This is a genomic window from Streptomyces sp. NBC_01288, from assembly GCF_035982055.1.
GTDB lineage: Bacteria > Actinomycetota > Actinomycetes > Streptomycetales > Streptomycetaceae > Streptomyces.
Genome location: NZ_CP108427.1, coordinates 8,075,929 through 8,100,792 on the forward strand (window position 1 = coordinate 8,075,929; position 24,864 = coordinate 8,100,792).

The 24,864-nt window shown below is 68.3% G+C and carries 21 protein-coding genes; 17 read left to right on the forward strand and 4 right to left on the reverse strand.

Annotated elements, in window-relative coordinates:
• The first annotated feature begins 163 nt into the window (after positions 1-163).
• From OG194_RS36285 to OG194_RS36350, 14 genes are all read left to right on the forward strand, one after another.
• Positions 164-892 (forward strand): GntR family transcriptional regulator, encoded by a 729-nt coding sequence (locus OG194_RS36285; protein WP_327404982.1) that lies wholly within the window; start codon positions 164-166, stop codon positions 890-892.
• A complete protein-coding gene (locus tag OG194_RS36290) occupies positions 889-1,797 on the forward strand; it encodes a dihydrodipicolinate synthase family protein (protein WP_327404983.1) in 909 nt (302 codons plus the stop codon). Before OG194_RS36285 ends, OG194_RS36290 begins: the two co-directional genes overlap by 4 nt.
• Positions 1,785-3,515 carry an L-arabinonate dehydratase gene (araD, locus tag OG194_RS36295; protein ID WP_327404984.1) on the forward strand — a complete coding sequence of 577 codons (1,731 nt, stop codon included), beginning with the start codon at positions 1,785-1,787 and terminating at the stop codon, positions 3,513-3,515. Before OG194_RS36290 ends, araD begins: the two co-directional genes overlap by 13 nt.
• Before the next feature lie 115 nt (positions 3,516-3,630).
• Positions 3,631-4,566, forward strand: coding sequence for a carbohydrate ABC transporter permease (locus tag OG194_RS36300; protein WP_200713566.1), 936 nt, complete (start codon positions 3,631-3,633; stop codon positions 4,564-4,566).
• Complete coding sequence (locus OG194_RS36305) at positions 4,563-5,447, forward strand: carbohydrate ABC transporter permease (protein ID WP_317770403.1); 885 nt, start codon at positions 4,563-4,565, stop codon at positions 5,445-5,447. The genes OG194_RS36300 and OG194_RS36305 overlap by 4 nt, the downstream gene beginning before the upstream one ends.
• Before the next feature lie 49 nt (positions 5,448-5,496).
• Entirely contained in the window at positions 5,497-6,750 is a 1,254-nt protein-coding gene (locus OG194_RS36310) for a Gfo/Idh/MocA family protein (protein WP_327404985.1), read from the forward strand.
• The gene (locus OG194_RS36315; RefSeq protein WP_327404986.1) at positions 6,750-7,595 is read left to right on the forward strand and encodes a PmoA family protein; all 846 of its coding nucleotides are present in this window, start codon (positions 6,750-6,752) and stop codon (positions 7,593-7,595) included. The genes OG194_RS36310 and OG194_RS36315 overlap by 1 nt, the downstream gene beginning before the upstream one ends.
• A gap of 8 nt (positions 7,596-7,603) precedes the next feature.
• Positions 7,604-9,115 (forward strand): glycoside hydrolase family 43 protein, encoded by a 1,512-nt coding sequence (locus OG194_RS36320; protein ID WP_327407332.1) that lies wholly within the window; start codon positions 7,604-7,606, stop codon positions 9,113-9,115.
• Positions 9,116-9,255: 140 nt separating this feature from the next.
• Positions 9,256-10,593, forward strand: coding sequence for an ABC transporter substrate-binding protein (locus OG194_RS36325; protein WP_327404987.1), 1,338 nt, complete (start codon positions 9,256-9,258; stop codon positions 10,591-10,593).
• 114 nt (positions 10,594-10,707) lie between these two features.
• Positions 10,708-11,493 carry a rhamnogalacturonan acetylesterase gene (locus OG194_RS36330; RefSeq protein WP_327404988.1) on the forward strand — a complete coding sequence of 262 codons (786 nt, stop codon included), beginning with the start codon at positions 10,708-10,710 and terminating at the stop codon, positions 11,491-11,493.
• A gap of 17 nt (positions 11,494-11,510) precedes the next feature.
• Positions 11,511-12,821: a pectate lyase family protein gene (locus tag OG194_RS36335; protein ID WP_327404989.1), complete on the forward strand. Its 1,311-nt coding sequence runs from the start codon at positions 11,511-11,513 to the stop codon at positions 12,819-12,821.
• 88 nt (positions 12,822-12,909) lie between these two features.
• Positions 12,910-14,085: a pectinesterase family protein gene (locus OG194_RS36340; protein WP_327404990.1), complete on the forward strand. Its 1,176-nt coding sequence runs from the start codon at positions 12,910-12,912 to the stop codon at positions 14,083-14,085.
• A 1-nt stretch (position 14,086) separates the two neighbouring features.
• Entirely contained in the window at positions 14,087-15,133 is a 1,047-nt protein-coding gene (locus tag OG194_RS36345) for a pectinesterase family protein (RefSeq protein ID WP_442811682.1), read from the forward strand.
• A 66-nt stretch (positions 15,134-15,199) separates the two neighbouring features.
• Positions 15,200-16,312: a right-handed parallel beta-helix repeat-containing protein gene (locus tag OG194_RS36350; protein WP_327404991.1), complete on the forward strand. Its 1,113-nt coding sequence runs from the start codon at positions 15,200-15,202 to the stop codon at positions 16,310-16,312.
• A gap of 55 nt (positions 16,313-16,367) precedes the next feature.
• On the opposite strand, the gene OG194_RS36355 is transcribed toward OG194_RS36350, so the two are convergent.
• Positions 16,368-16,841 (reverse strand): hypothetical protein, encoded by a 474-nt coding sequence (locus OG194_RS36355; protein WP_327404992.1) that lies wholly within the window; start codon positions 16,839-16,841, stop codon positions 16,368-16,370.
• Positions 16,842-17,171: 330 nt separating this feature from the next.
• On the opposite strand from OG194_RS36355, the gene OG194_RS36360 reads away from it, so the two are divergent.
• Complete coding sequence (locus OG194_RS36360) at positions 17,172-17,963, forward strand: HAD family acid phosphatase (protein WP_327404993.1); 792 nt, start codon at positions 17,172-17,174, stop codon at positions 17,961-17,963.
• A 3-nt stretch (positions 17,964-17,966) separates the two neighbouring features.
• Here the strand turns inward: OG194_RS36360 and OG194_RS36365 are convergent, their stop codons facing one another.
• Positions 17,967-20,078, reverse strand: coding sequence for a family 43 glycosylhydrolase (locus OG194_RS36365; protein ID WP_442811683.1), 2,112 nt, complete (start codon positions 20,076-20,078; stop codon positions 17,967-17,969).
• 352 nt (positions 20,079-20,430) lie between these two features.
• On the opposite strand from OG194_RS36365, the gene OG194_RS36370 reads away from it, so the two are divergent.
• Together OG194_RS36370 and OG194_RS36375 are read left to right on the forward strand one after the other, a co-directional pair.
• On the forward strand, positions 20,431-21,585 hold the full coding sequence (locus OG194_RS36370) for a right-handed parallel beta-helix repeat-containing protein (protein WP_327404994.1): 1,155 nt from the start codon (positions 20,431-20,433) through the stop codon (positions 21,583-21,585).
• A 385-nt stretch (positions 21,586-21,970) separates the two neighbouring features.
• Positions 21,971-22,540 (forward strand): hypothetical protein, encoded by a 570-nt coding sequence (locus tag OG194_RS36375; protein ID WP_327404995.1) that lies wholly within the window; start codon positions 21,971-21,973, stop codon positions 22,538-22,540.
• Between the two features lie 34 nt (positions 22,541-22,574).
• Here the strand turns inward: OG194_RS36375 and OG194_RS36380 are convergent, their stop codons facing one another.
• Complete coding sequence (locus OG194_RS36380; RefSeq protein WP_327404996.1) at positions 22,575-23,159, reverse strand: GntR family transcriptional regulator; 585 nt, start codon at positions 23,157-23,159, stop codon at positions 22,575-22,577.
• Between the two features lie 187 nt (positions 23,160-23,346).
• A complete protein-coding gene (locus OG194_RS36385) occupies positions 23,347-24,441 on the reverse strand; it encodes an oxygenase MpaB family protein (protein WP_327404997.1) in 1,095 nt (364 codons plus the stop codon).
• Positions 24,442-24,864 lie beyond the last annotated feature (423 nt).

Here is a 24,864-nt window from a genome sequence, read left to right on the forward strand (position 1 = left end):
CATTGACGAAACAAAAGCGCGCTCCTACCTTCAACCCGTCGTACTTCGTACGTCATATATGAGACGCGATACGCGAGATCGGATACACGAGGGCCGGACAAGCGAGCCGGACGTGTGTCATCTGCTCCGCGCCCCGCGGCCACGTCACATCCGAGAGGCGCGCATGACCTCTGTGCCCACGCCGATCCCGTCCCGCACGCAGTACGTGCAGGAGGAGATCAAACGCCGCATCCTCACCGGTCAGTTGACGCCGGGTCAGCCCCTGGTCGAGACCGACCTCGCCGCACAGTTCGGGGTGTCCAAGACCCCGGTGCGCGAGGCGCTCAAGACCCTGGCCGGTACCGGGCTCGTCGTGATGAACCAGTACAAGGGCGTCACGGTGCGCATGGTGGACGCGGACATGGCGCGCGAGGTGTACGACGTACGGCTGCTCCTCGAACCCGAGGCGCTACGGCGGGCCGTACATCGCCACGCCTCCCTGGACGCCGCGCGCGACGCCCTGACCCGCGCCGACGAGGCCACCGACACCGCCGAACGCTCCCTCGCCAACCGGGAGTTCCACCGCGCCCTGTACCTGCCGTGCGGCAACCCGCTGCTCGGCCGGATGCTCGACGAGGTCCGCGACCAGGCCGCCCTCGTCTCCGCCGTCGCCTGGGCCGCCTCACCCTCCTGGGAACGGGAGGCCGGCGAACACCGGGAGATCCTGCGGCTCGCCCTCGACGGTGACGCGGACGGCGCGGCCACCGCACTGCACGCCCACATCGCGTCGTTTGTCCAACGGGCCTTCCCCGGGACCGAGTTGGAGACCCAAGGGCGGGGTGCCCACGGGCAGGACACCCACGGACAGGACACCCACGCACAGGACTCCCACGGAGAGGACAGTCGGGTATGACGGCGACGTTCGAGGCCCAACGCACCGCCCTGGCCAACGTGGTGGCGATCCCCGTGACCCCGTTCGCCGAGGACGGCACCGTCGACCAGGACACCCACCGGACCCTGCTCCGCCGCCTGCTCGACGGCGGCGTCGGCGTCCTCACGCCGAACGGCAACACCGGCGAGTTCTACGCCCTCACCCCTCAAGAGCGGCAACTCGTAACGGAGTTGACCATCGACGAGGCGGGCGGACGCGCCGCGATCCTCGTCGGCGTCGGACACGACGTCCCCACCGCCATCGCCTCCGCCCGGCACGCCCGCGCCCTCGGCGCCCAGATGGTGATGGTCCATCAGCCCGTCCACCCCTACGTCTCGCAGGACGGCTGGGTCGACTACCACCGCGCCATCGCCGAGGCCGTGCCCGACCTGGGCGTCGTCCCGTACATCCGCAACGCCCAACTCCTCGGCGCCCGCCTCGCCGAACTCGCCGACGACTGCCCGAACGTGATCGGCGTCAAGTACGCCGTCCCGGACGCGGCCCGCTTCGCCGCCTTCGCCCGGGACGCGGGGCTCGAACGCTTCGTGTGGGTGGCCGGGCTGGCCGAACCGTACGCGCCCTCCTACTTCTCGGCGGGCGCCACCGGTTTCACCTCAGGGCTCGTGAACGTCGCTCCGTCCGTCTCGCTGAACATGATCGAAGCGCTTCGATCAGGGGACTACCCGGGGGCGATGAAGGTGTGGGAGCAGATCCGCCGTTTTGAGGAGCTAAGGGCCGCGAACGGCTCCGCGAACAACGTCACGATCGTCAAGGAAGCGCTTGCGTCCCTCGGCCTGTGCCGTCGTGACGTACGTCCGCCCAGCAGGCCCCTGCCCGAGAGCGAGCGCGCCGAGGTCGCCGCGATAGCCGCCGGATGGTCCGTATGAAGGCACCGGAAGAGCTCAGAAGCCACCAGTGGTACGGCACCGACGGGCTGCGCTCCTTCAGCCACCGGGCCCGCACCCGCCAGCTCGGCTACCTCCCCGAGGAACACCTCGGCAAGCCCGTCATCGCGATCCTCAACACCTGGTCGGACATCAATCCCTGCCATGTGCACCTCCGCGAGCGCGCCCAGGCCGTGAAGCGCGGGGTGTGGCAGGCGGGCGGCTTCCCGCTGGAATTCCCGGTCTCCACGCTCAGCGAGACCTTCCAGAAGCCGACCCCGATGCTCTACCGCAACCTCCTCGCGATGGAGACCGAGGAGCTGCTGCGGTCGTACCCCGTGGACGGCGCCGTACTGATGGGCGGCTGCGACAAGTCCACGCCCGCGCTCCTGATGGGTGCCGCCTCCGTCGACCTGCCCACCGTCTTCGTCCCCGCCGGACCGATGCTGCCGGGCCACTGGCGCAACGAGATCCTCGGCTCCGGCACCGACATGTGGAAGTACTGGGACGACAAGCGCGCCGGCCTCATCGGCGAGTGCGAGATGACCGAACTGGAGAGCGGCCTCGCGCGGTCGCCCGGGCACTGCATGACCATGGGGACGGCGTCCACGCTGACGGCCGCGGCGGAGGCGCTGGGCGTGACCGTGCCGGGCGCGTCGAGCATCCCCGCCGTGGACTCGGGGCACGATCGGATGGCCGCGCAATCCGGCATGAAGATCGTTGAACAAGTCCACAAGGGGCGTGTTCTCTCGTCGATCCTCACCCCGGAAGCCTTCGAGGACGCGGTCACCACCGTCCTCGGCCTCGGCGGCTCCACCAACGCCGTGATCCACCTCATCGCCATGGCCGGCCGCGCGGGCGTCCACCTCACACTCGACGACTTCGACCGCATCGCCCGCACGGTCCCGGTCCTCGCGAACGTACGGCCCGGCGGACAGACCTACCTCATGGAGGACTTCCACTTCGCCGGCGGCCTCCCCGGCTTCCTCTCCCGCATCACCGACCTGCTCCACCTGGACCGCCCGACGGTCTCGTACGACACCCTGCGCGAGCAGCTCGACGGCGCGCGGGTGCACAACGACGACGTCATACGTCCGCGCGACAACCCGGTCGCGAGCGAGGGCGGGGTCGCCGTCCTGCGCGGCAACCTCTGCCCGGACGGCGCCGTCATCAAGCACATCGCCGCCGAACCGCACCTGCTCAAGCACACCGGCCCCGCGGTCGTCTTCGACGACTACCGGACCATGCAACGCACCATCAACGACCCGGAGTTGGGCATCACCGCCGACAGCGTGCTGGTGCTGCGCAACGCGGGCCCCAAGGGCGGCCCCGGCATGCCCGAGTACGGCATGCTCCCGCTCCCCGACCACCTCCTCAAGCAGGGCGTCCGGGACATGGTCCGGATCTCCGACGCCCGGATGAGCGGGACGAGTTACGGCACGTGCGTGCTGCACATCGCGCCCGAGTCGTACGTCGGCGGACCACTGGCGCTCGTCCGGACCGGGGACACCATCACCCTGGACGTCGAGGCGCGCACCCTCCAACTCAACGTGGACGACGAGGAGTTGGAGCGACGCGGGGCGGAGTGGACACCGCCGCCCGCACGGTACGAGCGCGGCTACGGCGCGCTCTACAACGACCAGATCACCCAGGCGGACACCGGCTGCGACTTCGAGTTCCTCGCGCGACCGGGCAAGGTGCCTGACCCGTACGCCGGTTGAGCACCCCCGTCATTCGCATGTCTGTCGAGCAAGCGCTTCCTGTACCTGAACCGCACCCGCACCCGCACCCGCACCCGCACCTTCTGCACCCGCCCCACTGGAACGGAGAACAGTCATGGCCCAAGCCGCAGCCGTGGCGAAACCGCCCGCGCCACCCCGGCGGCGCCGTGCCTCCGCGACCCCGCGCAGGCTCCCGTACCTGCTGATCGCCCCGGCCGCCCTGCTCATGCTGGGCTTCATCGCCTACCCGGTCATCAGCGTCTTCTACTACAGCCTGCAGAACTACAACCCCACCAAGCCATGGCGCAATGGCTTCGCGGGCCTCGACAACTTCACCCACGCCTTCACCAACGACCCCCAGTTCTGGGACACGTTGACCTTCAGCGCCAAGTGGGTCGTCGTAGAGGTGGGCCTCCAACTCCTCTTCGGACTGGCCCTCGCGTTGATCGTCAACCAGACCTTCGTGGGCCGGTCCATCGGCCGCGCGCTGGTGTTCTCCCCGTGGGCCGTGTCGGGCGTCCTGACCTCCGCGATCTGGGTGCTGCTCTACAACTCCCAGACGGGCGTGACCCGTTACCTCGCCGACATGGGAATCGGCCAGTACGGCACGAGTTGGCTCTCCGACCCCTCAACCGTCTTCTCCGCAGCCGTAGTCGCGGACCTCTGGCGAGGCGTCCCCTTCTTCGCGATCCTCATCCTCGCCGACCTCCAGTCCGTCTCGAAGGACCTCTACGAGGCCGCCGAGGTCGACGGCGCCAGCCGCTTCAAGCAGTTCCTGCACATCACACTGCCGCACCTCAAGGACGCGATCGTGCTCTCCACACTGCTGCGCGCGGTCTGGGAGTTCAACAACGTCGACCTCCTCTACACCCTCACGGGCGGCGGCCCGGCCGGCGAGACGACCACGCTCCCGCTCTACGTCGCCAACACCAGCGTCGAGGCACACAACTTCGGCTACGCGTCCGCCCTCACCACGGTCGCCTTCGTCATCCTGCTCTTCTTCTCGATCATCTATCTGCGCCTGAGCAAGTTCGGAGGCGGCGACAAGTGATCACCGAGATCGCTCCGGCCCGCGAGCGGGAGTCCGCCGCACCGCAGCAGCCGCGCAAGGTCCGCCGCGCCTGGGACGAGGTCCCGCGCTGGCAGATCTACCTCCCTCTGGGGATCTACCTCGTCTTCACCCTGATCCCCTTCTACTGGATCCTGCTCTTCGCGTTCCGCCCGGCCGGCTCGACCTCCCTGGTCCCCTGGCCGATGACCCTCGACCACTTCCAGAAGGTGTGGACGGAACGCAGCTTCGGCGTCTACTTCCAGAACAGCGTCTACGTCGGCGTCGCCACCCTGATTCTCACCACCGTGGTCGCCCTCGCCGGCGGCTACGCGCTCGCCCGCTTCGAGTTCAAGGTCAAGCGCGCCTTCATGCTGGCCCTGCTCTGCTCCCAATTCGTGCCGGGCGCCCTGCTGTTGGTCCCGCTGTTCCAGATCTTCGCCAAGCTCCAGATGATCAACTCGCTCGGCAGCGTCATCCTCGCGGAGACCGTCTTCCAGCTCCCGCTCTCGATGATCCTGATCAGTGGCTTCATCCGGAACGTCCCGCAGTCCCTCGAAGAGGCCGCCTGGGTCGACGGCTGCAACCGCTTCGCCGCGTTCCGCATCGTCGTCCTCCCGCTGCTGCGGCCCGGATTGATCGCCGTCGGTTCCTTCGCCTTCGTGCACGCCTGGAACCACTTCCTCTTCGCCCTGATGTTCCTCTCCGACCAGAGCAAGCAGACGATCCCGGTCGGCCTCAACACCCTGATGAGCGCGGACAGCGTCGACCTCGGCGCACTCGCCGCCGGCGGCATCGTCGCGGCGATACCGGTGGTGATCGTGTTCGCCTTCATCCAGAAGTGGCTGATCACCGGCTTCAGCGCGGGGGCGGTGAAGGGATGAGGCAACCGCTTACCCTGCTGGCGAAGATCGTCGACGCAGGGAGAATCCCATGACACCCGCCACCGGTCCTACGACCGTCACCGCCACCGGTCCTACGACCGTCACCGCCACCGGTCCTACGACCGTCACCGCACCCGCGGCCACGGCAGTCACCACACCCCTCGTCCCGCCCGTCCCCATCGTCCTCGCGGGCGCCCGGGGTCACGGCCGCTGGCACGTCGAGAACATCCGCCGGCTCCAGGACAAGGGGCTCGTACAGCTCGCCGGAATCTGCGAGCTGACCCCGCTGACCGAGGAGGAGTTCGGGGGCGAACTCCCCGCGCAGTCACCGGACTTCGGTGCCCTCCTCGACTCCACCGGCGCCCAGGTGGCCGTGATCTGCACCCCGATCCCGACCCACACGGACCTCGCCCTGGCCGCCGCGAAGCGAGGCGTGCACCTGCTGCTGGAGAAGCCGCCCGCGCCCTCGTACGCCGAGTTCCGCCGGATGGCCGACGGGGTCGCCGCGGCCGGGGTGGTCTGCCAGATCGGGTTCCAGTCGCTCGGCTCGCACGCCGTGCCCGCGGTCCGCGAGCTGATCGAGAAGGGCGCGATCGGCACGCTCACCGGGGTCGGCGGAGCCGGTGCCTGGGCGCGCGACGAGGCGTACTACCGGCGTGCCCCTTGGGCCGGCAAGCGGCGCCTGAACGGCGTCGACGTGATCGACGGCGCGCTCACCAACCCCCTCGCGCACGCCGTGGCCACCGCCCTCGCCCTCAACGACACGGCCCGCGCCGAGGACGTCGTCCGCATCGAGACGGAACTCGTGCGCGCCAACGACATCGAGTCCGACGACACCTCCTGCGTCCGCGTCACCACCGTCCAGGGCCGCCCGGTCACCGTCGCCGTGACCCTGTGCGCCGAACACCCCGGCGAGCCCTACGTGTTGGTGCACGGCACCGAGGGCCGGATCACCTACTGGTACAAGCAGGACCGCGTCCTGCTCCAGCGCGCGGGCCACGGCCCGGAGGAGTTCGAGTACGGCAGCACGGACCTGCTGGAGAACCTGGTCGCCCATCTCACCGACGGCGCCGAGCTGTTGGTCGAACCGGACGCGACAGGCGCCTTCATGAAGGTCGTCGAAGCGATCCGCGAGGCTCCCGACCCGGCCCAACTCCCCACCGATGCCTGGCACCTGCTGACCGCCGAGAACCGCCGGGTCGTCCCCGGCATCGACGCCCTGGTCACGGCGGCGGCCGACACCCTCGCCCTCTACTCCGAGCTGGGCGCCTCCTGGGCCCCACCGAAAGAGGTGAGCACCTGATGATCACCCATGACACGCCGGTGCTGCGCGTCGCGGGCCGCCCGGTCGCCCGGTACGTCACCCGGCCCGAGCTGCCCGACCGGCTCTCCCCGCGCCCCTACCTGCACCCCGTGACCACCCTGGCGGGCACCGCGGTCACCGAACTCAGCCCCGTCGACCACACCCACCACCTCGGCGTCGGTGTAGCCGTTCCCGACGTCGAGGGGCACAACTTCTGGGGCGGCCGCACCTACGTCCGTGACCAGGGCCCCACGGAACTGGACAACCACGGCGCCCAACGCCACTCCGCCTTCCAACTCCGCGACCCCGACGGCTTCGTGGAGGAGCTGCGCTGGGTGGCCTCCGGTGCCGAGCTGCTCCGCGAACGCCGTACGGTCGCGGCCACCGAACTCACCGACACCGCCTGGGCGTTGGACTTCACCTTCTCCCTCACCAACGTGACGCCGGACGCCCTCTCGATCGGCAGCCCCGCCACCAACGGCCGCCCCGGAGCCGCGTACGGCGGCTTCTTCTGGCGGGCCCGCAAGGAGGCGGAGACCCCGCGCGTCTTCACCGCCGACCACGAGGGCGAACCGGAGATCCACGGCACCCGCGCCGACTGGCTCGCCCTCGCCGGCACCGGCTGGACGCTGGTCTTCGCCGGCGCCACGGACCGCTCCCGCCAGGACCCGTGGTTCGTCCGCACCGCCGAATACCCGGGCGTGGGCGCGTCGTTGGCGTCAGAGGAGCGGCTGCCGATGGCGCCCGGCGACACGGTCGTACGACGGATCGTCACCGTCGTCGCGGACGGCCTCCTCGGCCGGACCGAGGCAGCGGCACTCGTGCGGAAGGCGGTCAACCAGTGACTCGGCCAGTGGCGCACGAGACGTACACGAACCCCGTCCTGAACGCCGACTGGTCCGACCCGGACGCCATCCGCGTCGGCGACGACTTCTACCTCACCGCGTCCAGCTTCGGCCGCGTACCGGGCCTGCCCCTGTTGCACTCCCGTGACCTGGTCAACTGGACCCTGATCGGCCACGCCCTCCAACGCCTCGAACCGGCAAGGGAGTTCAGGGTCCCGCGGCACGACTGCGGCGTGTGGGCACCGGCGTTGAGATACCACGACGAACGCTTCTGGATCTTCTGGGGCGACCCCGACCAGGGCATCTTCCAGGTCAACGCCCCCGAGATACGCGGCCCTTGGACCCGCCCGCACCTCCTCAAGGAGGGCAAGGGCCTGATCGACCCGTGCCCCCTGTGGGACGACGACACCGACGAGGCCTACCTCGTCCACGCCTGGGCCAAGTCCCGCGCGGGCATCAAGAACCGCCTCACCGGCCACCGCATGCACCCCGACGGCACGACCCTGCTCGACGACGGCAAGGTCATCGTCGACGCGGACCGCATCCCCGGCTGGTTCACCCTGGAGGGCCCCAAACTCCACCAGCACGACGGCTGGTTCTGGATCCTCGCCCCCGCAGGGGGAGTCGAGACCGGCTGGCAGGGCGCGCTCCGCTCACGCGGCTTCTTCGGCCCGTACGAGGAGAAGGTCGTCCTGGAACAAGGGGACACCGACATCAACGGCCCCCACCAGGGCGCATGGGTGAGCACGTCATCCGGCGAGGACTGGTTCCTGCACTTCCAACAGCGGGGCGCCTACGGCCGGTTGGTCCACCTCCAGCCGATGCGCTGGGACGACGAGGGCTGGCCGGTCATCGGCGACAACGGCGCCCCCGTAGCCCTACACCGGAAACCGGACCTCCCGCCGCAGCAGCCCGCCGCGCCCGCCACCGACGACGACTTCCCCGGCGGACGGTACGGCCGCCAGTGGCAGTGGACGGCGAACCCGCAGGACGGCTGGGCCACCCACCACTCCGGCGACGGCCTACGCCTGACCTGCGCCCGCACGTCCGACACGCACGACCTGTGCAGGCTCCCGAACCTCCTCACCCAACGCCTGCCCGGTACCCCCGTCGCCGTCGAGGTCGAACTACACCTGCAGAGCGAGGAGTTGGGTGCACGCGCCGGACTCGCCGTGCTCGGCGACGCGTACAGCTGGATCGGGCTGGAGCGGGGCACGGACGGCAGCGCGATGTTCGTCCACCGCTTCGCCGAGCCCGTCGCCGAGCGCGAACGCGACGCGGGGGAGCCGTGCCCCGCCCCCGAGGGCCGCGTCCGGCTCCGCATCGAGATCGGCGCGGGCGCGCGGTGCCGTTTCTTCTACGACGTCGGGGACGGGCCGCGGCCGAGCGGCCAGGTCTTCGCCGCCACCCCCTGGCGCTGGGTCGGCGCCCTGCTCGGGCTCTTCGCGCTCGCGCCCGTCGGCACGGGACATTCCGGCGCGGCCGGTTTCACGCGGTTCCGGATCAGTTCTCTCCAGTAACTCGTCCTGCTCAGTCGCTCCGTTAACTCGCCCTGCCCGTACGCCTGTTGGGAGTCGCAATGACGCACCTCCGTGGCAAGCGCTTGCCCACCGCCCGCGAGGCCACCACACCGTCGTATCCACAAGAAGAGAGCCGCTCTATGAAGACCAGCATCCGCAGAAGCAGGCGTGCCGCCGTGGCCGTCGCCCTGGGCTCCGTGCTCGCGCTGACCGCCACCGCGTGCGGCGACGACGGCAGCGGTGCCGCGGGGGACAAGGGCGACGAGGGGTCCGGCAAGGGCACGATCACCTTCTGGGACAACAACGGCGGTGTCCGCACCGACATCTGGAAGCAGATCATCGCGGACTTCGAGAAGAAGAACCCCGACATCAAGGTCAAGTACGTCGGGATACCGGCCGCGAGCGCCCAGTCCAAGTACGACACCGCGATCCAGGGCGGGGGCCTGCCCGACGTCGGCGGTGTGGGGACCGCGGTGCTCGCGGAGGTCGCGGTGCAGGGGGCGTTGGAGCCGTTGGACAGCCGGCTCAAGTCGAGTTCTCTGAACGGGAAGTTGAGCCAGAACCTGCTTGATGTGAGCAAGAGCGCGGGGGGCCGGGACACGCTCTATCAGATTCCTACCTCCGCGAACAACGGGACCTTGTGGTATCGCACCGATCTGTTCAAGGCGGCGGGGTTGGACGCGCCGACGACCTGGTCGAAGTTCTACGCCGCCGCGGACAAACTCACCGACAAGGCGAAGAACAAGTTCGGGTTCACCATTCGGGGTGGTGAGGGGTCCATCGCGCCGGCCTTGGACGCGGTGTACGGACAGACCGGGATCACCTCGTTCTGGAACGGGGACAAGACGACGGTCAACGACCCCAAGAATGTTGCCGCATTGGCGAAATACGTCGGGCTGTTCAAGAAGGACACTCCGTCCGCCGACCTCAACAACGACTTCACGAAGATGGTCGCGCAGTGGGACAGCGGGACGATCGGGATGCTGAGTCATAACCTCGGGTCGTACCAGGACCATCTGAAGGCTCTGGGCGCGGACAAGTTCAAGGGCATTCCCAATCCGACGCTGGACGACGGTACGCGGGTGCAGATATCCAACCCCGTTGACGGGCTGAGTCTGTTCAAGTCCAGCAAGAACAAGGACGCGGCGTGGAAGTTCATCGAGTTCGCGGTGTCCGCGGCGGAGAACTCCAAGTACAACGAGTCTGCCGGGCAGGTGCCGGCCAACACGGATGCGGCGAGCGCGACTTGGATTCAGAAGTCCGAGCCCACGGAGTTGGCTGCGGCGGCGTTGAACGGGGCCTCCACGAAGATTGTGCAGCTGCCGTATTACCTGCCGGACTGGAACACGATCTCCAAGGCGGACAACGAGCCGAACTTCCAGAAGTTGTTGCTGGGGAAGGTGACGGCGAAGGAGTTTCTGGACACGTTGGCTGACCAGTTGAACAAGGCTCAGGCTGATTGGAAGCAGAACCACTGAGCCCTGAGCTCGGGTGGTTTCGGTTGTGGGGGACTGCCGGCCCGTTGTGGCTGGTCGCGCAGTTCCCCGCGCCCCTAAAAGGCATGCACCTCAGCTGCGTTGAAAGGCACCCCTGTGTCCTTAAGTCGTAGGCAGGTCACTCTTGCGGCGCTTGCCGCTGTTCCTCTTCGCCCTGGTAGGCGAAAGGACCGTACGCTCTACATCGCCGGTGATTCCACCGCCGCCCAGAAGTACTCCACCGAAACTCCGGAAACCGGGTGGGGAATGGCGCTCCCCTTCTTCCTGCGGAGGGAAGTAGAGGTCGCCAACCAGGCCGTAAACGGCCGGAGTTCGAAGAGTTTCGTCGATGAGGGGCGGCTGGACGCAATCCTCGCCGCCATCAGGCCCGGCGACCTCCTCCTCGTCCAGTTCGCGCACAACGACGAGAAGACCGCCGATCCCACCCGCTACACCGAGCCCTGGACGACTTACCAGGACTATCTGCGGATGTACATCGACGGGGCCCGAAGCCGTGGCGCCCGGCCGCTGCTCGCCACCCCCGTCGAGCGCCGCCGGTTCGACGTGGACGGCAACGCGCTGCCGACGCACGGGGATTACCCGGCGGCGATGCGTGCGCTCGCGCAGGAGGAGCGGGTCGCGCTGCTCGACATCGAGGCGTTGTCGCTCGCGTTGTGGCAGCGGCTCGGGGTGGAGGAGACGAAGGTCTACTTCAACTGGACCGACACCGAGCAGGACAACACGCACTTCAATCCGCCCGGTGCGATCGCCGTGGCGCGGCTCGTGGCGCGGGAGTTGCCGCGCACCCGGGTGCTCGCGCCGCGTGACGTCGTCCGGCTGCACGAGGACATTCCGACGTCCTGGATCACCTGGCCCGAGGCGAGCGACGCCTCGGACGTGTAGGCAAGGAGACCCGCACGATGCGCACACAGAAATGTCATGGACGTGTCATAGCAACGCTGGTGGGCTGCACCGCCCTGGCCCTCGCCGTCACCACGACCACGGCCCAGGCCCATCCGCGCCCCCTCGACCGGCAGACCCTCGGCGCCGGTGACGGCTGGGCCTCCTACGGCACCGGCACCAGCGGTGGCGCGGCCGCCACCCCCGATCAGGTCTACACCGTCTCCAACTGGGCTGATTTCAAGGCCGCGTTGGCCGCCGGCGGCACCGCGCCGAAGATCATCAGAGTGCAGGGTGTGATCGACGCGAACGCCGAGGGCTGCGACTCCTTCGCCGCGCCCGGCTACGACTTCGCCCAGTACCTCGCCACCTACGACCCCGCCGTCTGGGGCTACGACCAGAACCTCGACAACGAACCCGCCGACAGCCCCGAGGGCCTGCGCCGCGTTTCCGCCGCCAACCAGGACACCGCCATCAAGGCGTTCATCCCCGCGAACACCACCATCGTCGGTATCGGCCGGAACGCCGGCTTCAAGGGCGCCAGCCTCCAGATCAAGGCCGTCGACAACGTCATCGTCCGGAACCTCGCCTTCGAGAGCCCGCTGGACTGCTTCCCGCAGTGGGACCCGACCGACGGCGACACCGGCAACTGGAACTCCGAGTACGACAGCGCCGTCATCTACGGCTCCACGCATGTGTGGTTGGACCACAACACGTTCACCGACGGCGCCCATCCGGACAGTTCGCTGCCCACCTACTACGGGCGGATCTTCGAGCAGCACGACGGCGAACTCGACGTCGTCAAGGGCGCCGACTACGTCACCGCCTCCTGGAACGTCTTCACCGATCACGACAAGACGATCCTCATCGGCAACAGCGACAGCGCCTCGACGGCCGCCGTCGACCGGGGCCACCTGAAGGTGACGCTCCATCACAACCTGTTCTCCGACCTGGTCGAGCGCGCACCCCGCGTCCGCTTCGGCCAAGTCGACTCGTACAACAACCACTTCGTCGCCGAGCCGGGCTACGGCTACAGCTACGGCATCGGCCTGGAGTCCCAACTCGTCGCGGAACACAACGCGTTCACGGTCCCCGCCGGCATCTCCGAGGCGACCGTCCTCAAGAAGTGGTCCGAGGCGCCGCTCACCGCCGACGACAACTACGTCAACGGCAGCCTCACCGACCTGATCGCCGTCCACAACGCGGGAGTTCCGACCGAGATCCTTCAGTCCGGCGCGGGCTGGACACCGACCCTGCGCACGAAGATCGACCCCGCGAAGGCCGTGCCGTTCATCGTCGATCGAGGCGCGGGCGCGGGCCGCCTGCGCTGACCAACTCCCGTACACACCGGGCCGGTTCCGTCCGACCGGCCCGGCACCGGGGCCCACCTCACGAGCCACACCGCGAAGGAGCACCCGCATGCTCTCGCACCACCACTCCCTCCAACTGCCCCTGTCCAGACGGGGATTCCTCATGGCGAGCGCCGGCGCGGGCGCCGCGCTGGGCCTCACCGCAGTGCCCGCCGTACCCGCCTTCGCCGTCGGCAGGGCGCGCCCGTTCGGCCGCTACGGCTCTCCCGCCGCGCGCCTCACCCCGCTCACCCTTTACGTCGACCCGCGCGGCCGGGGCGACTTCACCACCGTCCAGGCCGCCGTCACCGCCGCGACCGGCGCCGGATACACCCTGGTCATCGCGCCCGGCGTCTACCGTGAGACGGTCACCGCCGGAGTCACCGACCCGGCGACCGGCCAACTCTCCACCGCCGCCTCGGAGATGACCTGGATCGGCGCGAGCGAGAACCCGCGCGACGTCGTCATCGTCTACGACAACGCCAACGGGACGCGGAAACCCGATGGTTCGGGCACCTACGGCACCTCCGGCTCGGCCACCACGACCATCCGCACCGACGGTTTCACGGCCCGCCGGATCACCTTCGCCAACGACTGGCTGCGCGCCGACCACCCCGACATCACCGGCACACAGGCGGTCGCGATCAAGGTGCAGGGCGACCGTTCGGCGTTCTTCGACTGCCGCTTCCTGGGGCATCAAGACACGCTGTACGCCGACTCGTTGGCGCTCGGCGTCTTCGCCCGCCAGTACTACGCGCGCTGCTACGTCGAAGGAGACGTCGACTTCGTCTTCGGGCGGGCGACCGCCGTCTACGACCACTGCGACTTCCGGACGCTCAACCGCACCGACCTGGCGGCGGCACCGTACGGCTTCGTCTTCGCGCCCTCCACGGCGGTCGCGAACCCGCGCGGATACCTGGTGACCCGCAGCCGCGTGAGCAGTGAAGCCCCGCGCGGTTACTACAAGTTGGCCCGTCCCTGGGTGCCCGGCTCCGACACCACCGCCCACCCGATGCTCACCGTGCGGAACACGGTGCTCGATGCGGGGATCGACGCGGTGGCGCCGTACACCAACATGTCGGACACCTATCCCTGGCAGAGCCAGCGGTTCGCCGAGTACCGGAACACGGGTCCGGGTGCCGTGATCAGCGTTCCGGAGAACCGGCCCCAACTCACCGCCGCGCAGGCCGAGTCGGCGACCCGCGAGGCGTATCTGGGCGACTGGACACCGGGGCGGAGGCGCTGAGATGACCCTGCGCAGACGCACAGTCCTGACCGGATTGGCGGGCTTGACGGGGATCGCCGGTGGTCTGGTGGCCGCCGGTGCCGGGCCCGCCGCAGCGCTCGACCGTCGTCGTGTCCTGCACGTCCGGCCGGGTGACTCGGTGCAGGCGGCCGTGGACGCGGTGGACGGCGGCGGCTGGACGATCGTCGTGCACCCGGGGACGTACCGCGAGGTCGTCAACGTGCCCGTAGGGGCGGGTGAGTTGACGCTGCGCGGTGCCACGCGCGATCCGCGGGACGTCGTCATCGTCTACGACAACGCCAACGGGACGCGGAAACCGGACGGTTCGGGCACGTACGGAACGGCGGGCTCCGCGACCTTCACGTCGGCGGCGCCCGGACTGACCGTACGGGACCTCACCCTCGCCAACGACTGGCTGCGCGCGGACCACCCGGAGATCACGGGGACGCAGGCAGTAGCCGCGTATGTCACGGGTGACCGCTCGCAGTTCGCGCACGTCCGTCTCCTGGCCCACCAGGACACGCTGTTCGTGGACACGTCGGCGCTGGAGGTCTTCAACCGGCAGTACTTCTCCCGCTGTTACATCGAGGGGGACGTCGACTTCGTCTTCGGGCGGGCCACGGCGGTCTTCGCGGACTGCCACTTCCACACCCTCCAGCGGGACGTGGCCTTCACGCCCAAGGGCATGGTCTTCGCGCCCTCCACCGCCCGTGCCAACCCGCACGGCATCCTCGCGGTCCGTTCGCGGATCACCTCCGGCGCCGAGGACGCCGCGTACAAGCTGGCCCGGCCGTGGGTCCCGTCGTACGAGACGACGGCCTGGCCGTCCCTCGTCGTGCGGGACACCCGGATCGGGCCCGGCATCGACCCGGTCGCGCCCTACACGAACATGCGCGACGCCTATCCCTGGCAGTCGATGCGTTTCCACGAGTACCGCAACACGGGTCCGGGTGCCGTGATCACCGTCGCGGAGAACCGGCCCCAACTCGCGGCCATCGAGGCCAAGTTGCACACCCCTGCGGCCTACCTCGGTGACTGGCGTCCCTGAAATCCCCCCGTCCGCAACAGAACAGATCCCCCATCAGCGACAGAACGACGAAAGGACCGCACTCCTATGTCTCGTCGTACCGCTCTCACCCTCGGCACAGTCCTGGCGTTCGGCGCCGGGCTGGCCGTCCTCCCCACCCAGGCGCAGGCCGCCACGGTCGTCGTCGACACGACCGCCGAACTGACCAGCGCCATCTCAAGTGCCACCGCCGGCACGGTCATTCAGGTGCGCGCCGGCACGTACTACCCGACGGCCACCCTCCAGTCCACGACGAACGGCACGTCGTCCTCGCCGGTCACGCTCACCGCGTACGGCTCGGAGACGGTCAAGATCGACGGTTCGTCACTGCCGTCTGGGTCCTGGATCTTCAAGCTGACCGCGGACTACTGGAACGTCTCCAACCTCACCTTCCAGAACTCCCCGGACAGCGCGGTCGTCTGCCAGTCCTGCACCGGCACCAACTGGAACAACGTCAAGACCATCAACGGCGGCGACTCCGGCTTCACGCTCACCGGCGACGGCACCGTCAACAACACGGTCAAGAACCTTGACTCGTACGGCAATTACGACGCCGCGACGCACGGCGAGAACGCGGACGGGGTCGCCATCAAGTTCGGCTCCGGCAGCGGCAACCTCGTCACCGGCGCACGCCTGTACAACAACTCCGATGACGGGATCGACTTCTGGTCCTTCTCCACACCGGTCACCGTCGAGCACACCTGGTCCTTCGGCAACGGCGTCAACCGGTGGTCGGACTCGTCCTTCGCGGGGGACGGCAACGGCTTCAAGCTGGGCGGTGACGGCGAGGTCGTCGCCCACGTCATCAACAACTCGGCGGCCTGGGGCAACGCGGGCAACGGCTTCACCGAGAACTCCAACACCGGCGCCCTCGTCATCAACCGCACCACCGCGTACGCCAACAGCAAGTGGGGCTACTACTTCGCCACCAGCTCCGCCAAACTCGGCAAGAACCTCGCGGTCGGCAACGGCAGCGGCTCGGTCACCAAGGGCTCCGCGGTCACCTCGTCCGGCAACAACTGGGACTCCGGCATCTCCACCCCGTCCTTCATCTCCACGGACGCGTCGACGACGTACAACGCCCGCTCGTCGAGCGGCACGCTCCCGTCCACGACGTTCCTCACGACGGGGAGCACGACGATCGGCGCGACGATGAACTGACCTGTGCGGTGGGCCCGGTTCGGGTGTCATGGGACCGGGCCCACCGTCCTCGCCGTCAGCCCGACCTGTCCGTGCTCTCCCACACCGCCTCCAGATCCTGGCACCGCACGGTGATGCTCGCGTCGGTGAGCGCGATCTCGTGCACGCACCCGCCGTCCTCGTCCGGCAGGATCTCGTCGAGGAGCACGGTGTCGACCAGCATCCAGTCGATGGAGTGCTCATAGTCGATGGAGAAGCGCGTCACCCCTGAATAGCTGATGCGCAGGCCGGAGTCGTGCTTGAACTTGTTGGGCGCGAACTCCAGGACCAGCCCGCCGCTCTTGTCGGTGGCGAGATGGACGCCGGCCAGTTCCAGATCCTTCACACAGCGGATGGCGCCCGCGATGTCGTAGTGCCCGGGGTCGGTGGCGAAGGACAGGGCGCCCGGGGGCAGTTGGGCGCGCAGGCGCGGCAGCTCCGCCAGGTAGGGGTGCGCATCCAAACGGAAACCGGGCGTCTCGGGATCCCAGTCCGCCTCGACGAATTTCATGGACAACCTTCCTGGCCTCGTCCTCAACGCTCACCGGCACTGTCCGATTTCGCGCCCTTCACTTCGGTGAACGTCCAGGCGATCGGCCAACGGCTCGCAGGAGGCGCCGAACTCCTTGCCCCGTTTGTCGTTCGTTCCCTCGTTCGCAGTCGCGTCCACGACGGTAGGGGAAGCCCGTCAAGGGAAGGTCAAGTGTGGCCCATGGGCGGGTAATTGCCCGCCCTATGGATTGCGTATCGATCGGATAACGCTCCTCGCGTCGAGCGCGTGATGCGCGTAGACAGTCCCTGACCTGGTGCATCACCCATCGGAACCAGATCCGGAGATTCCATGCGGAAGTCCCTTAGAGCGGCCGCCCTCGGCGCCGCCTGTGTCGTCGCCGGTGCCGCCCTGTACGGCAGTGGCGTCGCCACCGCCGGCCAGTCGACGGCGAACTCGACGCACGAGCCGTACAACATCGGCCTGTTGACGAAGGACATCGACACCTACTACGGCACCACGCTCGACAGCAGCGGCGTGTACCAGGCCTCGGCGACCAGCCCGTACGCCAAGGACCTGGCGCGCATCGACGCGTCGGCCAAGAAGTACATCGACGAGGCCGTCCACAAGCACCACAAGGGCGCCAAGCCGGCGGTCGTCTTCGACATCGACGACACGCTGCTGCTCAGCCTCGACTACGAGAAGAAGAACAACTACGGCTACAGCTCGGCCACTTGGGCCGCCTACGTCGCCCAGGCCAACCGCCCGGAGGTCTTCGGCACCCCCGAGCTGGTCAAGTACGCCGCGTCCAAGGGCGTCACGGTGTTCTACAACTCGGGTCTCGGCGAGGCGCAGCGCACCTACGCGGTCGACAACCTGAAGAAGGTCGGCGCCGACGTCAACCTCGACGCCGACCACATGTTCCTCAAGAACACGGCCAACCCGCCGTCGTACCTGAGCGGTTGCGCGACCGCCGGGACCTGGACCTGCACCACCGTGCAGTACAAGTCCGGTACCCGGAAGCACATCGAGGACCTCGGGTACAACATCATCGCCAACTTCGGCGACCAGTACTCGGACCTCGACGGGGGCTACGCCGACAAGACGTACAAGATCCCGAACCCGACCTACTTCGTCAGCTGATCCTCACCGGCTGATCTGCACGGGTCCGACCGACCCGAGGGTGGGCACCACCGGCCGGATCGTCCCGTCCGCCGCGAACCGCAGGCGGTCGATCGTGGTCTCCCGGTGCGTGCCGTCCCCACCAGGTTTTCCTGGCCCGTTCAGGGCGAACCGGTGATAGACGATGTACCAGTCGTCGGTCCCCGGCGCGTTCACCACGGAGTGGTGGCCGGTGCCCAGGATGCCGTACTCGGGGCTCTTGGACAGAATTGTGCCCCGCTCGGTCCACGGACCGAGCGGGGACGGTCCCGTCGCGTAGGCCACGTGGTAGTTCTCGCTGCGGGTGTCGTCCTCGGACCACATGAAGTAGTAAGTCCCTTTGCGTTTCACCACGAAGGACCCCTCACGGAAGTCGCCCGCCGTGATGTCCTCCACCTTCGTCGCGTCGTACGACGTCATGTCGTCGTTCAACGGCACCACGTACGCGTGCCCGTTGCCCCAGTAGAGATACGACTGCCCGTCGTCGTCCGTGAAGACGGCCGGGTCGATCATCTGCCCGCTCAGTGAACCCCCCTTCGCCACAAGGGGTTTGCCGAGCGCGTCCTTGAACGGGCCCGCGGGCGAGTCCGCCACCGCGACCCCGATCTGCTGCTCGGCGCAGAAGTAGAAGTAGTACTTCCCGTCGCGTTCCGCGATCGCCGGCGCCCATGCGTTCTTGTCGGCCCAGGAGACGTCCGGCCCCAGATCGAGGACGACTCCGTGGTCCCGCCAGTGGACCAAGTCCCTTGAGGAGTACGCCTTGAAGCTCGTCCCGCCCCAGCCCGCGTAGCCGTCGCTCGTCGGGTAGATCCAGTACTGGCCGTCGAGATAGTGCACGTCCGGGTCGGCGGTCAGCCCCGGCAGCACGGGACTTCGCGTCGGCACCGCCTCCACCGTCCAGGTCCGGCTCGTCCCGTCCGCCGCCGTCACCGTGTACGACCGCGGCTCACGGAAGTCGCGTCGCGCACCGGAGGGCGGGCTGACCTTCGCGCCCGCGCCGATCGCGAGGGCCGGCGCCAAGTGCCGCAGATCCGCGCGAGGTTGCATCGGCAGCACGACCTTCGCCGAGGCCTCCGTGACGACCGCGTACCCCTCCTGCCCGTGCGCCGTCGCGTCAACGACCGACGTCGGCGTCGCCGGATACGCGGCAAGCAGCCGGTCGTACTCCGCCTGCGTCACCGGAAGTACCGTGCCGTGCCGGGGACTCGCGGGGAGTTGGTAGTCGGTGGACGGGGTCCAGTCGCCGGAGTCGAGGTCGGTGGTCTCGAAGGGGACGTAGCCGCGCAGCCCGTACTCGTCGACGAACAGGTACCACTTCTTCTCGGTGTTGGACTTGAACACCGTCGGGCCCTCGCCGCGCTCGATCGCACCGCTGCCGATGCACTCCGAGACGAAGTCGTACGACGTGGAGGTCAGCGAGGTCGACTTCTCGCCGGTGATGAACTTCGAGCAGGGGGAGCTGGAGGACGGGTCGCGTTCGTCCTTGGTGTAGCGGTAGTAAGTGCCCTTGTCCTTCACGACAGTCGAGTCGATGACGGAGTAACCCGGGTCGTTCCAGACCTTCGGGTCGCTGAAGGTGCGGAAGTCCTTCGTCGTCGCGTACATCATGCGGTTGTACGTCGAGCCGGTGTGGCCGGGGTCGTCGTCGGCGTACAGCTTCGACGCCCAGAAGACGACGTACTCACCGAGCGAGTCGTCCCAATAGGCCTCCGGCGCCCAGGTGTTGCCCGCGGTGTCCGGGGCCACCTTCACCAGCCGCTGGTCGGTCCAGTGGACCAGGTCGGTCGACTCCCAGATCATCACGGACCTGCTGCCGTGCCGCTGGACGTCGTCCCAACTCCCGCTGCTGTTCCGGTACATGCGCAGGTCGGTGGCGACCAGATAGAACTTGTCGCCCTTGGGGGAGCGGATCACGAACGGGTCGCGCAGCCCCTTCTCCCCGATCGTCGACGTCAGTACCGGCTTGCCCTGGTTCAACTCCCGCCAGTGCAAAGGGTCGTTGCCCCGGCTGAGGGCGTAGCGGATCTGTTCGCCGTCGGCGGTGCCCTCGCCGGTGAAGTAGGCGAAGAGGTAGCCGGCGTACCGGGGATGGGTCACGGGCGGTGCTCCAGATTGCGGCCTGAACGGAACTGGTTGACGCCGGTGAGGCGCAGTGCCCTTGAGGGGCGCGGGGAACTGCGCGACCAGCCACGATGGTGCCGCAGACGATCGACGGCATATCGCGGCTCTTCCAGCGGAGCTGTGCCTTCGGAGTGTCACCAGCGAGGTCGCGGTGCGTCAATCGGTGCGGGTGGGACCAGGCGAATCGAAAGTTTCGCCCCTTGCCCCGTGCTTTTCCCGTGCCCGCGGCAACCCTTCCCGGCCACGGCGGCGACCAGTGATCAGAAACGGGCCGGGGCGGCCCCTCCGGCCCGTTTCGTCCTCGTCATCCAGGAAAGGAACCAACGCCGTGCGTACGAGCACCGGACGCCACCGCAGGACCCGCACCTTCTCGATCGCCGCCGCGGTGGCCGTCGCCGCGGGGGCGGGCGGCGTCTACCTCGGCCTCAACAGCGGTGGCGCGCAAGCCGCTTCGTCGACGGTCACCGTGTCCACCACCGCCCAGCTGGAGTCGGCCGTCGCCAACGCCACGGCGGGCACGGTCATCCAGGTCAGGGCAGGCACCTACACCCCGGCCGCGACCCTCAAGTCCACGGCGAACGGCACCGGTTCGGCCCGCATCACCTTGCAGGCGTACGGCACGGAGAAGGTGAAGATCGACGGCTCCAAGCTGCCCGCGGGCCAGTGGCTGGCCGGTATCTACGGCGACTACTGGACGGTCCAGAACCTCACCTTCCAGAACTCCCCCGCACAGGGCTTCGTAGCCACCTCCTCGATCGGCGGCATCTTCAAAAACCTGGTGACCGCGAACAACGGCGACTCAGGCTTCACCCTGCGCGGCGACGGCACCACCAACAACCTCGTCCAGAACCTGGACAGTTACGGCAACTACGACGCCGCCGGGCACGGCCAGAACGCCGACGGCATCGCCATCAAGTTCGGCTCCGGCACCGGCAACAAGGTCACCGGCGCCCGCCTCTACAACAACTCGGACGACGGCCTCGACCTCTGGCAGTTCTCCTCACCGGTCACCATCGAACACTCCTGGGCCTTCGGCAACGGCAAGAACCGCTGGAACGACTCCGCCTTCGAAGGCAACGGCAACGGCTTCAAGCTCGGCGGCGGAGGCGTCTCGGTCGCCCACGTCGTCAACGACAACGCGGCTTGGGACAACACCCTCAACGGCTTCACCGAGAACTCCAACACGGGCGCGATCATCCTCAACCGCAACACCGCCTACGCCAACACTGAGGCAGGCTTCTTCTTCGCCACGAGCAAGTCCCGCCTGGCTCGGAACCTCTCCGTCGGCAACAAGGGCGGCCTGGACAAGCTCGGTTCGTCGGCGGTGTCCGCGGCGAACAACTGGGACAGCGGGGTGGCTACTCCGTCTTTCAAGTCGACGGACGCGACTACGGCGTACGGGGCGCGGTCGTCGAGCGGGACGCTGCCGTCGACGACGTTTCTCACGACGGGGTCCTCGACTGTCGGGGCGACGATGGACTGACGTGCCTTGCCCCGAACCCCCACCCCGTACTGACGATCCAATACGTCACCAGGGGGAGGGGCCACGGCACAGGACGTCGCGCCGAAGCGTCTGACGATCCGGCGCGACTTCGACCTCTGGGGAGCTTTGAGCGCTGGGGTTACGCCGGTCCGAAGTCGAGTCCGGTCTTGGCCACGAGCCCCTCGCTGAAGCCTGGGCGATATTGCATGCCGAACCCCCCGCTGCACTGGCAGCGGGGGGTTCGGCATCATGCGTACGTGGTGGCGCGCGGATACTGGGCGGCGGCGAAGGCCGCGGGCGGCTGAATCGCGCAGCGACGGCAACCTTGCCGCCCTGTCGATGGTCCATTGTGTGTATTTGGCATCGTCGACGTGCGAGGGGACCTATGAAGCGGGTGCTGCGGAAGGCGGAGATATTGCTGCTGACGGCGATCCTGAAAGTCGATCGGTCTCTCGGCATGGGCAAGAGGCACGGGCCTCCGGCGCGCATCGCGGTTCGCGTCGCCAGCCGCCCGCTGCGCTCCGCGGCTGTCCTGGCTGTGCCACTCGCGGCGCTGGGCGGCATGACCTTCGGGGCATTCACCGACTGGACGCGTTTCTTGCAGGCGGTCTTGGTGGGCGCTGGGATGACGCTGTTCTTCGCACTGTTCCTGCGGTTGGAGCGCCTGGCTCAACTGCACTACGAGCGCGTCGGCTACGACCCCGTCGCCCCTCCGCCCGTCGCCCCTCTGCCCGCGCACCGTCCGCGTCCCGGCGGGCTCGGGCGGGGCCTCGCAATCCTGTGTGCGAGCTGGGGCGTGATGTCGGTGGTCTTCTGGAGTCTGGAAAGAGCCAAAGGCACTCCGGTCAGTTGGCTCTTCACCGGGGTCTTCATAGGGCTGGTGCTACTGGGCTCAGTCGGGGCCCACTACTTGGTGGAGCGGAAAAGGCAGCGGGCGCGCCCGCCGACCAGCTAGGTGTCGTTACTGACTTCGGCTCGTCAGGGTGAACTCATGCGCTGGTCCTGCTGACCCAGCCTTTCCCGCACTCCCCGGTCTTCGCCGTGATGCCGGCCGAACTGCCCCTGGCGTAGGCCCAGAACACAGAGGAACGCCCTCCTTGGACCGGGGTCGGACACAGCCGCCGCCAGATCCGCATCGGGAAACGGTCGTACGCGGGGACGCCCCGATAGAACGGACGCGGCTTGTGCCACTCCACGCTCGGCATCGTGGGGGACTGCGCGAGCAGTTGGCTCCGCCGTGACAGGAGCCGGCGTTCCGTTGGCGCGGATTCGCTCACGCCGTGGACCGCCGCCGCGCCGGCGACATCAAGTCGTCCGGCAGGACCCGGGACACATACGTTCCCGTGCCCTGCCACCCTTCGATGCAGCCCTCGGCGAAAAGCTGTGTAGAGGGCGTTGAGCACCGTGTTCCGGGCGACGCCGAGCTGCTCCTGGAGGGCGCGGGAGGCCGGCAGGCGGGTCCCCGGCGGCAGTCGGCCGTCGAGGACGGCCCCACGGAGCCGCCGGTACAACTGGATGTGGAGTGGCTGTTCGGAGCTCCGGTCAAGGTCGCCGTGGAGCGAGGTGATGTCCATGAGTGGCTCCCATCGACTCACTGAACCCGTTCCTGCCCCCGGGACCACCCCAAGACAAGGTCACGTCCCGCGGCTGCCCACCGTGCCCACACGATGGCTCGGTGACCGGCTCATCTCCCGGGGGTCCCCTCAACACGTTGCGGCGGTCAGGAACCATGCGGGGCTCTTGGGCACGCCCGATCGACCGTCAGGCCGTATCGGCGCGCGCGGCCAGAGCCTCCTTGTGGAGTGCGCGAGCGGACTCTATGAGCTTCGTGGCGTCGGGTCCCCACATCAGGCGGATGACGTAGCGCTCGAACGGCGGCTGCTGCATCAGGTGCGCGATCGGCAGGAACGCCTTGCTCGCCAGCACGGACAGCGCCCCCTTGACCCGGCCGACGCCCATCGACCGGCGGGCCTTGGCCGACACCGCACCCGTCATCGGGAACGAAGGAAGGGCATTGATCAGGAGCAGCGGCGGGATCAGCCTCAGATGCGAGATGTGGAAGTTTGTCATGCTGACCCGCATGACCTCCTTGAGGTAGTCCTTTCCGACGTCAGGCATGATCTTCGTGGTCGTGCTGGGAGCGAACAGGTCCGCGTACTTCTCGTACAGCGCGTTCATCTCGGTCATGGTCGTCGGGATGTCTTCCTCGGGCGCCCCGACGAGGCGCGCGTAGGCGCCGACCTCTTTGATGTACTGGTCCCGCTTGGCGGGGCTCAGCCGGTGAGGCAGCCTGCCGTCGTGGAAGGCGAAGGCCTCGTACGCCCACAGCAACGGGTGCATCTCGGTGAGCGCGGCCCACATGGCGTCGCGGCCCTCGCTTGCCGCGTACCCGCCCAGCTCGGGCTTGCCGATGTCGATGACATCGCCGGTGACCTTCTTGTGGATGTTGTGCAGGTGCTTCCACATGCGCTCGGCGGTCTCGGTGTCGCCTAGCCACATGGGCGCGTGCATACCGGAGTTGCGAGCCCCGCGGTCGTAGAGGTCGTAGAGGGTGACGGTGCCGTTGCGTGCCTTGACCGAGAGTGGATCGCGGTCGCGCAGCCCGGCAATGATGGGCTTGTACGCGTTGGTCTGGATGAGAGCCTGCGCGGAGATCTCGAAGACGATCGACGCTGGGTGCAGCAGCACTTCCCACACCATGCTCCCGGGCCCGAAGAGCCCGTAGTCGGGCGTGCCGTCCTCCTTGAGGGACTGGCCGGCGGGAACGGGTTCGCCGAAGCGCCGCCACCGCATGGCGGTCCCGAGCATCTTCTCCTTGCTGACCCGATTGTCCTGGGTCTCCGTCGTCGCGCTCATGGCAGTCCCTTCACTCGCGGCTTTATTCCCGCGCGGGAATTACGTACTCGGACCGTACGCTCGCTGGAACGGGACAGTCAAGGTGCCTCGGGCAACCGTCGAGGTGGGGGCAAGCGTGAGGGGACAGGCCGCGCCCGGATCGGCACGTCCGCGCCCTGATGGGGCCCCGGCGGTGTCTATGCAGGCGGTGGCCGGCGGCCTCGGGGTCAACCGAAAGGCCGTCAATCATCGTGCACGGGTCCTCGGCGCACTTCTGCAGAGCGGGCGCATTGCCGACTCGGGCCGATCACTGCACAGGCGTCCACGACACGGCGAATGGTCAACGACCTTGAGACGTCCGGCGCGACACCACTGAAAGCCCAGCTTCGCGATGGGGCCGGCGTGCGGCGAGCGCGTCGCCCCCGCCAACGTCACCCCCGCCTC